The 11,774-nt window shown below is 36.8% G+C and carries 11 protein-coding genes; 9 read left to right on the top strand and 2 right to left on the bottom strand.

Annotated elements, in window-relative coordinates; genetic code table 11:
* Window positions 1–26: 26 nt before the first annotated feature.
* Window positions 27–917 carry a 4-hydroxy-tetrahydrodipicolinate synthase gene (dapA, locus tag ACRD62_RS16970; RefSeq protein ID WP_430821317.1) on the top strand — a complete coding sequence of 297 codons (891 nt, stop codon included), beginning with the start codon at window positions 27–29 and terminating at the stop codon, window positions 915–917.
* A 60-nt stretch (window positions 918–977) separates the two neighbouring features.
* On the opposite strand, the gene ACRD62_RS16975 is transcribed toward dapA, so the two are convergent.
* On the bottom strand, window positions 978–2,003 hold the full coding sequence (locus tag ACRD62_RS16975) for an alpha/beta fold hydrolase (RefSeq protein WP_430821318.1): 1,026 nt from the start codon (window positions 2,001–2,003) through the stop codon (window positions 978–980).
* 102 nt (window positions 2,004–2,105) lie between these two features.
* On the opposite strand from ACRD62_RS16975, the gene ACRD62_RS16980 reads away from it, so the two are divergent.
* From ACRD62_RS16980 to ACRD62_RS16990, 3 genes are all read left to right on the top strand, one after another.
* Window positions 2,106–2,855, top strand: coding sequence for a nitroreductase family protein (locus tag ACRD62_RS16980; RefSeq protein ID WP_430821319.1), 750 nt, complete (start codon window positions 2,106–2,108; stop codon window positions 2,853–2,855).
* Window positions 2,856–3,023: 168 nt separating this feature from the next.
* Complete coding sequence (locus ACRD62_RS16985) at window positions 3,024–3,941, top strand: DUF6588 family protein (protein ID WP_430821320.1); 918 nt, start codon at window positions 3,024–3,026, stop codon at window positions 3,939–3,941.
* 16 nt (window positions 3,942–3,957) lie between these two features.
* On the top strand, window positions 3,958–4,515 hold the full coding sequence (locus ACRD62_RS16990; protein WP_430821321.1) for a hypothetical protein: 558 nt from the start codon (window positions 3,958–3,960) through the stop codon (window positions 4,513–4,515).
* A gap of 67 nt (window positions 4,516–4,582) precedes the next feature.
* Here the strand turns inward: ACRD62_RS16990 and ACRD62_RS16995 are convergent, their stop codons facing one another.
* Window positions 4,583–5,341, bottom strand: a complete 759-nt coding sequence (locus ACRD62_RS16995) for an SDR family oxidoreductase (RefSeq protein ID WP_430821322.1) — start codon at window positions 5,339–5,341, stop codon at window positions 4,583–4,585.
* 249 nt (window positions 5,342–5,590) lie between these two features.
* Here ACRD62_RS16995 and purL point away from each other — a divergent pair, with 249 nt between their 5' ends.
* The 5 genes from purL to ACRD62_RS17020 all read left to right on the top strand — a co-directional run bounded on the left by purL (window position 5,591) and on the right by ACRD62_RS17020 (window position 11,670).
* Window positions 5,591–7,816 carry a phosphoribosylformylglycinamidine synthase subunit PurL gene (gene purL, locus ACRD62_RS17000; RefSeq protein ID WP_430821323.1) on the top strand — a complete coding sequence of 742 codons (2,226 nt, stop codon included), beginning with the start codon at window positions 5,591–5,593 and terminating at the stop codon, window positions 7,814–7,816.
* Between the two features lie 21 nt (window positions 7,817–7,837).
* On the top strand, window positions 7,838–8,359 hold the full coding sequence (locus tag ACRD62_RS17005; RefSeq protein WP_430821324.1) for a TlpA family protein disulfide reductase: 522 nt from the start codon (window positions 7,838–7,840) through the stop codon (window positions 8,357–8,359).
* A 148-nt stretch (window positions 8,360–8,507) separates the two neighbouring features.
* Window positions 8,508–9,236 (top strand): bifunctional demethylmenaquinone methyltransferase/2-methoxy-6-polyprenyl-1,4-benzoquinol methylase UbiE, encoded by a 729-nt coding sequence (gene ubiE, locus ACRD62_RS17010; RefSeq protein ID WP_430821326.1) that lies wholly within the window; start codon window positions 8,508–8,510, stop codon window positions 9,234–9,236.
* A gap of 47 nt (window positions 9,237–9,283) precedes the next feature.
* Window positions 9,284–10,009 (top strand): type IX secretion/gliding motility protein PorT/SprT, encoded by a 726-nt coding sequence (porT, locus tag ACRD62_RS17015; RefSeq protein WP_489672248.1) that lies wholly within the window; start codon window positions 9,284–9,286, stop codon window positions 10,007–10,009.
* Window positions 10,010–10,080: 71 nt separating this feature from the next.
* Window positions 10,081–11,670: an NAD(P)/FAD-dependent oxidoreductase gene (locus ACRD62_RS17020; protein WP_430821328.1), complete on the top strand. Its 1,590-nt coding sequence runs from the start codon at window positions 10,081–10,083 to the stop codon at window positions 11,668–11,670.
* Window positions 11,671–11,774: the final 104 nt, after the last annotated feature.

The following is an 11,774-nucleotide window of genomic DNA, read 5'->3' on the forward strand; positions in this document are numbered from 1 at the left end:
TTGAACTGAAATTTTATGGTAAAATTATGCAAAACTTTGATTTAACAGGTTCAATAGTAGCAATTGCTACTCCGTTCAAAGCAAATGGCGATATTGATGTTGATTCATTTGATCGCCTGATAGATTTTCATTTGGAAAATGGGAGCGACGGAATAGTAGTTTGTGGCACTACTGGTGAAACTCCTGCTTTGACAGGGGATGAGGATGCTTTTTTAATTGAACGCGCTGTTAAAAAAGTGGGTGGAAAGGTACCGGTTATTGCTGGTACGGGAAGTAATTCAACTCTTGAATGTATTAAATATAGTAGAAAAGCTGAAGCCATTGGGGTAGATGCGGTTTTGGTAGTTGGACCTTATTACAATAAGCCAACTGAAAAAGGAATGTATCAGCATTTTGCAACTGTAGCAGATTCTATTGAGACTCCTATTATTTTGTATAATGTTCCGGGGCGCACAGGATCGCGAATTTCAGTGGCCAATACAATTAAATTGGCCAACGATTTTGAAAATATTGTTGGTATTAAAGAGGCATCGGGAGATCTTGGTTTAATTGCCGAATTAGTAGCTAAACGACCAGATAATTTTAAAATTTACAGTGGCGATGATTTTTTGTCTGCCTCAGCTAATCTTTTAGGGGCTGACGGCTGTATATCTGTTATTGCGAATGTGATCCCTGCAGAATTTGCCCAGTTAATGAAAGCTTCTTTGAAAGGAGATATTACAGCGGTAAATAAATTGTTTTACCAGTATCGCGAATTAATGGATCTGATGTTTATCGAATCTAATCCAATTCCGGTGAAAACAGCTTTAGCAGCGATGGGATTGCTGGAAGAGGAATTCAGATTACCAATGTGCAGTATGGAAGATGCCAATAAGCAATTGCTTTTGGATGAATTGAAAAAGCAAAATATTATATAATGTAATTATTTTTTAGTGTTGTTGAAAAAAGGGCTTCGAAAGGAGCCCTTTTTTAATGCTTTAGTTGAAATATTCTCTTATGATTCTGATACTTTCTTCAGGTTGTTCTTTTATCATATCATGACCCGCATTTTTAACTATTTCCATTCGTGCATTTGGGAAAAAGCTCATGTGAATATCCTGAATATCTTTTCCGATTAACTGGTTACATTCACTTGTTAAGAACAGAACTTCTTTGTCGTATTTATCGATGCCTGTCACCAGATCAATTTCAAATTCTCCCTGGCTATTCATACCAGTTTGTCGTATTGCCTGTGATGCCTGCATGCTTAAACGCCAAAACATATCTTTGCTATCAGGCATAACGCCATTGCAATAATAACCAGCCATGGGATGATCTTCAATATCATTCATTCCTATAATCCGGGCCATCAGATAATCCATACTGGCTTCTTGGTCGGGTTCATGAACTTTTAATGATTCTAAAAAGGCTTTGGTCATTCGCCAAACAGTTGAAAGGGTCATCTCGGGCATCATGCCATTGGTACGTTCCATTAAGGTTTGAGCTGTTTCGGTTGTAAGAAATCCTGGTTCGGCCAATACAGCCTTGTCTACTTTTTCGGGATGTTGAGTAATATAACCCGAAGCCAACATTGCTCCCCAGCTATGGCCAATTAAATAAACAGGTTTATCAGGACTGTAATAGTTTATAATAGCATCTAAATCACTTAATGATGATTCAAGAGATAATTCACGAGTGGCAACACGCGGTGATAATCCCGTTCCTCTTTGATCGTAAAAAACAACTTTAAAAGAATCGGCTAATGCTTTTAAGGGTAACAATGATCTGTAATCCTGACCAGGTCCGCCGTGAATGGCTATAATCACTTGTGCTGTATCAGGACCAAAGCTTTCTGCATGAAATACAACGGTATCAATTGTAATATGAGGAATTGTTGAATCCTGTGCCACCGTTTTAGGTATTTCGAACTGAGGTTTAACCATAAAATAGGTAGTTAACAGAATCAGTAAAAGAGCTAAAAACAATAATCCGATTGATTTAACGATCAGTTTTAGAATTTTCATAGATAAGAAATTAATTCATTTCAAAATTATTACGTTGTGAATATATCATTTTTTAATTTTGAGAGCTATAAGGAACAAATTAGAATTTTAAAGCACAATAAAATGAATTTACTGAATACACTTACTCAACGTCGGAGTATTAGAAAATACAGTGATAAAGATATTGATCAAAGTATTTTAGATGAAATACTTGAAGCTGGAGTAAGAACTTCTACCACCGGTAATATGCAGGTGTATAGTATTATTGTTACACGTGATGCAAATAAGAAAGAAGAATTGGCTCCATGTCATTTCAATCAGCCCATGATTAAGAATGCACCCGTAACTTTAACTTTTTGTGCCGATTTTAATCGTTTTAATCTTTGGTGTAAACAAAATAATGCAGAGCCCGGGTATGATAATTTTTTATCTTTTATGACAGCTGCCATTGATGCCTTGTTGGTTGCTCAAACAGTATGTATTGCAGCAGAAGCAAAAGGATTAGGTATTTGTTATCTGGGTACTACAACCTATACTGCCGATAAAATAATTGATGTTTTGGAGCTTCCCAAAGGTGTTGTGCCGGTTACAACAGTAACTTTGGGTTATCCTGATGAACAGCCTGATTTGGTGGATCGTTTGCCACTTGATGCGGTTGTTCATAAAGAGGTATATTCTGATTTTTCAGAAGAGAAAATTAATCATCTCTATCAATCAAAGGAACAATTGCCATCAAATATTGCTTTTGTAGAAGAAAATAATAAAGAGTCATTGGCTCAGGTATTTACTGATGTTAGATATAAAAAAGCTGATAATGAGCACTTCAGTAATGTGCTTCTCGAAGTATTAAAAAAGCAAGGGTTTTTATCCTGATTTAAACCTACTAAAATTATATAAGGCAAACATTTTATCATGTTTGCCTTTTTTTTTGCTGTGTTTGTCAATTAAGTATTGCTCTCGCTCAACTACTACTTTATATTGCTGTTTTAATTCAATAGTCAGAGACTTGGATTAACAACTTTTTAATTAAAACCTGAATAAATGAAGAAGATTACCTTAGTACTAGGGTTACTGATGATTGCTTTTGTCGGACAAGCACAGTCTTTGGAAGATTATTTGTCGAAGTATACGAAAGAGAACGGTAAGATGTACTTGCAACCTTTTGCAGATGCTTTCTCTGCTGATTTTAACAGTGGATTATTTCATAATGCTAGAATTCATAAAATGGGATTTCAGCTTTATGTAGGTATTGTAGGCCAGGTGGCCATGATTCCTTCGAGTGCCAAAACATTTCAGGCATACACCGAGAGTTCTTTATATCCTCCTGAAGGTCCATATACAGTGCCTACGGTTTTTGGTTCAACTGATGGGCGAATTGTGGATGTTGCAGCCAGTGGAAATTTATTGCAATATTCTTTTCCGGGTGGTTTCGATATTGATTATGTGCCTTTAGCTATGCCTCAGATTACCATTGGTTCGGTTTACGGAACTGATTTTACAGCCCGATATATTTCAGTTGATATTGAAGATGCTGGTAAAGTAAATGTCTTTGGTTGGGGATTGCGTCATAACATTGATCAATACTTGCCATTTATGCCGTTGGATCTGGCTTTGGGTTATTATCATCAGTCGTTTAAAGTAGGAGAATATATGGATGCTAAAGCGAATGTAGTAAATCTTCAGGCAAGTTACTCTATACCTGTAATAACAGTTTATGGTGGTTTGGGTTATGAGAATAGCAAGGTAAATGTTCAGTATACCTATGAAGGACAGGATAATACTGATCCGAATGTGTCAGCAGGCGACCAGGTGAAATTTGATATGAAAGGTGCTAATACAGTCAGGTTAACACTTGGTCTAACTTTTAACCTGGGACCAGTCAAATTACATGGAGATTATAATCTGGCTAAGCAAAATACATTTGCTGTAGGATTAGGTATTGGTATTAATGAAAAATAATTAAAAAGATAACTATATGATAAAGAAGATAACAATTTTGGGTTTATTGGTATTGGTTTTAAATGCCTGTGAAAAAAAGGAAATATCGTTGTATCCAAATTTTGAAGAGAGTGTAACTTTTGATATCAAAACACATGGGTTTGAGGTTTATGATAAAATATATGCCTCAGATATTTCTAATTCAGTAAACGATGCTGTTGAAGATGGAGAGACCATTGAACAGGTTGTGTTGGAAGGTTTATGGTTTGAGGTTGAAAAAAACAATGCCAATACAGCTGAATCCATTACAATTGAGTTGAAGATAAGAAAGAGTGGATCAAGCGAATATTTCTATATTCTTGATGACTATACTTTTGAAATAAAGGATGGCAAAGTAGTTTTTCTTAGTTCTCTGAAAGAAGAAGGAGTAAATGAATTAAAGGGTCAGATTAATAAAATTGCAAAGGGGCAAGGATTCGAAGATATTGAATTAAAGGTAGAGGGCGAAGTTGCTCCGGAAGGAAGTGTTGTTGATGTTACTGTTAAAATGTTTGTGAATGCAACGGTTGTTTATAAAACAGAAGTAGGCATGTAATATTAGATTAAGTGGGTAGAAGAAAAGCGTGATAGAATTTAATTTTTATCACGCTTCTTGTATTATTTTATTCCCGATGATTATAAGTTGCACTTGCCTGTGCTGTTGGCATAATCAAAACATCGTTAATATTAACATGCACAGGGCGGGTAATCATAAATTCAATAGTATCAGCTATATCTTGTGCAAATAAAGGTGTTAAACCTTTGTAAACATTATCGGCCTTATTTTTATCTCCATGATAACGAACAATTGAAAACTCCGTTTCAACCATTCCTGGTGCTACAGAACCTACTTTAATATTATAAGGTAACAAATCAATTCGCATACCTTTCGTCAAGGCATCAACAGCATGTTTGGTAGCACAATAGACATTTCCATTTGCATACACTTCTTTACCGGCAATGGATGTAATGTTGATTATGTGACCTGACTTTCGCTCAATCATTCCTGGAATAATCAATTTGGAAATATTAAGCAACCCTTTAATATTGGTATCAATCATTTGTTCCCAGTCGCTCCATTGACCTTCATTAATAGGATCGGCACCTGCAGCCAGTCCTGCATTATTAATTAGTACATCAATCTCCTTCCAGTTTTCTGGCATGTTAATAACGGTCTCATCTGTTGTTTTTTTATCTCTTATGTCGAAACAAAGAGTTAGTACTTTAACAGCGTATTCCGATTCTAAATCTGATTTCAGTTTATCTAATCTTTCACGGCGTCTTCCTGTAATAATGATATTGTATCCTAATTGTGCCAGTTTTTTGGAAGTGGCTTCGCCTATACCAGATGTGGCTCCCGTAATGAATGCTGTTTTTGTCATTATTCTATTTGTTAATCCTGAAATCCAGAATGTTGTTATAAATATTTTTACAAAATAAACTTAATCTTATACAAGGTAAAATCTTTCAACTTTTTGAATGAATTTGATTTCTATTGAAAGGCGCTAAATTTAAGAGTTTTGTTTGCAATCTGCGTTATTTTATTTACTTTCATCTTCAACAATTACCATTTTTGGTCCGTCGAAAATTAGAGTAAAAGGGTGCATTGAAAAAATTCAAAAACAACAATTATGGACACATCTATACCAACATTAGCAGAAGCTGAAAAACTAAATCTTACCTCAATAGAATTTGAAAGGATAAAAGAAATATTAAAGCGATCTCCTAATGCTTTGGAACTCGAAGTGTTTTCCTTGCTTTGGTCAGAACATGCCAGTTATAAAAATTCATTGAAATGGTTGAAAACCCTTCCAACCAAAGGCGAAAAAGTTCTTGTTGAAGCTGGTAAAGAGAGCTCCGGTGCTATCGATTTGGGAAATGGTCTGGCATGTGTGGTAAAGATAGAGTCGCATAATCATCCTTGTGCTATACAACCTCGTTTGGGCGCTAATACCGGATTAAGAGTTGTTACTCGGGATGTGGCCTCAATGGGAGCAAAACCGGTAGCTATCTTAAATTCGTTAAGGTTAGGTGATGGGAAAAGAGATACTGCACGTTGGCTTTTTGATGAAATATCAAAAGGGATGTGTGAATTTGAAAAAGGTTACCAGGTTCCCATAATTGGAGGAGAGACCTATTTTTCTAAAGGTTATAATTCAAGTCCGGTTGTTAATAATTTCGCAGTAGGAGTTGTCGACAGTTCTAAAATACTTTCAGGAGTAGCCAAAGGAAATGGAAATCTTATTCTCATTATAGGAGCTCTTACAGGTAAGGATGGTATTGATGATGACGTTTTTACAACTGATGCCATCAATGATGTGGGAACCAAACCTGTTCCAATTGAATTATTGATGGATGTTTCCATTGAAAAACAATTGCAGGAGGCCGTTTATGAATTGAATCAGAAAGGCTTGTTGATAGGAGCCGAAAATATTGCAGCTCAGGGTGTAATTGGTGCGGCCTGTGAAATGGCAGCACGTGGTGACTCATCAATTAAATTGAACCTAGATAAGATTCCAACACGTGAAGAAGGTTTAACAGCCCGTGATGTTATGTTAGCGCAAACCTGGTCAAGAATGTTGGTTTGTGTTAGTCCTGATAAAGTGGAAGATATAAAGGAGATAACTGATAAGTATTCGTTGGCACTGGGTGTTGTTGGTGAAGTGGTTGAAGGTAATACTGTTGACTGTTATTTTAATACTGATGTTATAGCATCTTTACCAGCCCGTTATGTAGGATTGGGTGGTGAAGCTCCGGTTTATGACCGCGAATTTTCAACTAATGGAACAGAAGCCACAAATATTAAACTTGATCAATTTGATGAGCCGGATCATTATCCTGATGTAGTGAAAAAAATGTTGGTCAACCTAAATGTTACATCCAAAAACTGGATGAGCGATAAGTTTGATCAGTCACTTTGCGCTGACGGTGATAATTTTAAATATCCATCGGATGCGGCTTACATTGATTTGGAGGGAACAGATCAGGCTTTGGCCATTACCATCGATTGCAATTCGTCTTATATGACATCCAATCCGTTTTTAGGCGCACAGATAGCCGTTGCTGAAGCCTGCAGAAATATTGTGTGTGGAGGAGGTATTCCATTGGGTGTTTCCGACTGTCTGAACTTCGGAAGTCCGAATGATAAAACAATATACGGTACTTTTGTGGATTCAATTAAAGGAATCACAAAAGCTTGTAACGACTTTGATGTTCCGGTACTTAGCGGTAATGTCAGTTTCTTTAATCAGCGATCAGAAGAAGGTCAATTGAAACCTATCACGCCAACTCCCGTAATTGGCATGGTTGGGTTACTTGAAAGCAAGCATAATCATTGTACTTTGTCATTTCGTCATAAAGGAGATATGATTTTTCTTGTGGGAACATCAAGAAACGATGTCAATTCATCTGAGTTTGCTTCAAGTATTCTGAATATTAAGAATTCGATTCCGCCATTTTATGATGTGGATGAAGAAAAAGACTTACAGAACGCTGTTTCAGGAATGATTCGAAAGGATTTGGTTCGATCTGTTCATGATGTATCCAACGGAGGATTGTTTTTTACTTTGCTTGAGTGTGGTATACCTCTTGAATTTGGATTTGATATAACATCGGATGCAGAAATCAGAAAAGAAGCCTTTTTATTTGGCGAGTCACAAAGTAGGGTTGTGGTTTCAGTGGCTTCGGCCAAGCAGGATGATTTTGTTGATTATATGATGGATACCGGAGTTCCATTCTCAATTTTAGGTCATGTTACCAAAGGTGAGATAAGAATTGACGATGAATCATACGGTTTTATTGATGAATTAAAAAAAGCCTTCGAACAAAGATTAGGAGATTGGGTTGAAGGTGAATGAAATAAAGATTAGAAAGAAGATATGAAAATTGTTTTGAAATTGTTCTTTGCCCTTGCGGTAGTTGTAGGAGGTTATTTTTCAATATCCTGGGCGAGCTCTGAAGAGATTGATTTTGTTAAAGTTGGTGATAAGGTACCGGCATTTGAATTAAGTAACAAAACATCAAAAATTAATGCGGAAAGTTTAAAAGGAAAAGTAGTACTGATAAATTTCTTTGCAACCTGGTGTCCACCATGTGTTAAAGAATTACCGCATTTAGAAAAAGAAGTTTGGCAGGAGTTTAAAGACAACAAGGATTTTGTTCTGTTGGTTGTTGGTAGAGAACATTCACAAGAGGAGATTGATAAATTTGCAGAAGGTAAAGGTCTGGATTTACCTTTTTATCCTGATCTTGAGAGAACCGTTTTTGGTAAATTTGCCAAACAAAATATACCTCGTAATTTTATTATTGATCGCGAAGGAAAAATCATTTATAGTGCCGTTGGGTTCAATGAAGAAGAATTTACTAAGATGAAACAGCTGCTTAATACACAGTTAAAGTAATTATAAAATATTGTGAGAAGAAGGGAGTAAAACAAGTGAGTTTTATTCCCTTTTTTTGTTGTGTAATTTCGATTAAGTAAACATTGAATTACCATTACTGTTACATATTTCATTAACAATTGTATTTTTGCCAAAAATTTATCAACGAATGACTGTTAAGCCATATAAATCTGAAGCAGGGTCTAAAAAAAGCCAGGTAGCTGGTATGTTTAATAATATTGCTCCTAAATACGATTTTTTGAACCACTTTTTATCAATGGGTATTGATAAAATCTGGCGAAAAAGAGCAATTAATCTACTTAAGAACATACCGAATCCATTGGTGCTCGATGTTGCAACCGGTACCGGTGACCTGGCTATTGAAGCCAATAAACGACTTCAATGTAAAGTAATCGGTGTTGATATCTCTGTGGAGATGCTGAAGGTTGCGCAGGAAAAGTTGGAGAAAAGAGGATTAACTGAATATATTTCCGTTAAAGAAGGTGATTCGGAAAATCTTCCATTTGAAACAGATTCTTTTGATGCTGTGATAGTGGCTTTCGGTGTACGTAACTTCGAGAATCTGGGTAAAGGACTTACAGAAATGTGCAGGGTGTTAAAGCCTGGTGGTAAGATGGTAGTTTTGGAATTTTCAAAGCCTGCATATTTCCCTTTTAAACAACTTTATTTATTTTATTTTAGACACATATTGCCCTGGCTGGGTGGGGTTATTTCTAAAGACAAAGATGCATACACATATTTACCCGAATCAGTATTGAGCTTTCCGGATGGTGAAGATTTTGATAATGAGTTGGTAGCAGCTGGAATGAAACCTGTTAAGAGGTATAAGCAAACTATGGGAATTGCAACCATTTATTTGTCGGAGAAACAACAATAAATTTTTAAATATTTAGTTTAAAGAGTGTACATCAAAATATCTTAGCATTGAGAATTTCCGGATTAGTCTTATTTGTTCTACTCTTTTCCATGCCCTTGCTTGGACAGGTTGATAAGAAAAACATACCTAACCTTCGTGGGTTCGACGAAAAGCCATTGCATTTTGGTTTTTTAATTGGATTTAACACCATGGATTTTCGTGTTGATAACAAAGCAGAAGCCCTTGGTTCGAATGGTGAGCTTCTCTATGGAGATGTTATCAATCTAAAACCTGGAATTAATATTGGTATAGTTTCCAGTTATCGTTTACGTCCGAATTTACATTTGCGATTTCTTCCCGGTATAAGCTTTGGACAGCGAGATATAGTGTATTTTACTGAGAATTATCCGACTGATGACGCAGATAAAATTGAATCATCGCCCTTACAGATTAAATCTACATTCCTTGAATTTCCGTTGCTTTTAAAATATAGTGCACTACGAATGCATAACGCCAAGCCTTATTTGATTGGAGGTTTTAATACCCGTTACGATTTGGCTAAGAATGTTCAGGATGGATTATTATTAACCTCCCTGGATGGATATCTTGAAGCCGGAGCCGGATTTGATTTTTACATGACTTTCTTTCGTCTGTCAGTTGAGTTAAAAGCATCCATTGGCTTATCCAATGTATTAAATCCTAAAGGTACCGGTGAGTTGGCCGATCAGAAATATACTGATGCATTAAGTGGACTGAAATCACGTATTTTCCATCTTACCTTTTATTTCGAATAATTCAACTATTTTTGTGCCATTAATAGTGAGTTTAGGCAATTACGCCTGCCTTGAAGAATGATTTGTTGCGAATGAAACGTGAAATTGTACTGCGCCTTTCTCCGAAAGATGCATCTGATGAGATTTACTATCGACCATTAGTGGCTAAAAAATTAAAAGTAGCCCCTGAGAAGCTTACATACATTAAGGTTGTCAAGCGATCGATTGATGCACGTAAAAAACCGGTTGTAGTGCAATTACATATCGAAGCATATGCAAATGCTAAACCACCAAAACCAAAGGAAATCACTTTTAACTATCCGGATGTAAGTAATGGCGATGAAGTAATTGTTGTTGGTGCCGGACCGGGTGGTTATTTTGCTGCTCTTCGTTTGATTGAGTTAGGGATGAAGCCCGTTGTGCTTGAGAGAGGTAAAGGAGTGAACGAGCGTAAAAAAGACCTAGCCAGACTCAATAGAAACGTTCAGGTTGATACAGACTCTAATTATGCATTTGGTGAAGGTGGTGCTGGTACCTTTTCAGATGGTAAATTATATACACGCAGTACTAAACGAGGAGATTTCAATAAGGTATTGGAAGTGTTCGCCTATCATGGTGCCAGTGATGAAATTTTGATTGATGCACATCCTCACATCGGTACAGATAAATTGCCGGGTGTGATAAAAGCCATGCGTCAGTCAATTATTGATGCAGGAGGGAAAGTTCTGTTTGATACCAGGGTAACTGATTTACTGGTTGAGGAAAAAGAAGTGATAGGTGTGGAAACAGCTTCGGGTGATAAAATTTTGGCCAAAGCAGTTATTCTTGCCACTGGTCATTCAGCCAGAGATGTATATTATTTCCTGCATGATCGAGCCATTCAGCTTGAGGCAAAAACATGGGCAATGGGAGTTAGGGTGGAACATCCTCAGGAACTGATTGATGAAATACAATATCATACTCCATCAGGAAGAGGAAAATATCTGCCAGCAGCATCTTATAGCTTGTCATGTCAGATTGAAGAGCGTGGAGTTTATTCTTTTTGCATGTGTCCGGGAGGTTTTATTGTTCCTGCCATGACAGATGATAATGAGATGGTGGTGAATGGTATGTCTCCATCACGACGCGATTCTCCATTTGCGAACAGTGGAATTGTAGTTGAAATTCGTCCTGAAGATATTGGTGAATATAAAAACAAAGGTGTTTTAGGAGGTTTGGAATTTCAGAAAGAGTTGGAACGGCTTGCATTTGTTAACGGGGGTAATGGTGTTATTGCACCTGCGCAGGGATTGGCAGATTTTGTCGCCGGGAAACTGTCCTTTGATCTACCTGATTGTTCATATGTGCCGGGTACGGTTGCCTCTCCGATGCACTTCTGGTTACCCGAACACATCGGGAATCGACTTCAGAAGGGTTTTGCCTATTTCGATAAAAGAGCCAAGGGTTTTGTTACCAACGAAGCCTTAATTTTAGGGGTTGAAAGTCGTACTTCGTCACCTGTTAGGATACCCCGAGATAAATTTACTTTTCAGCATGTTCAAATAAGTGGATTGTTTCCGTGTGGAGAAGGTGCCGGTTATGCAGGTGGAATTGCTTCATCTGCCATTGATGGCGAACGTTGTGCCGAAAAAGCTTATGAATTTATTACCGGTAAGAGTCTTTATGAGAATTTAACTTTGTAGTTGAAATTCTAATTAGGGATATTCAGAAGTTGATTTATTTCTTTGATAATTAAGTAATTATCACTATCTTAAAAGTGTAACAAAACCCCGAAAACAGGCACTTT

It is taken from the genome of Carboxylicivirga caseinilyticus, from assembly GCF_050589785.1.
Classification (GTDB): domain Bacteria; phylum Bacteroidota; class Bacteroidia; order Bacteroidales; family Marinilabiliaceae; genus Carboxylicivirga; species Carboxylicivirga caseinilyticus.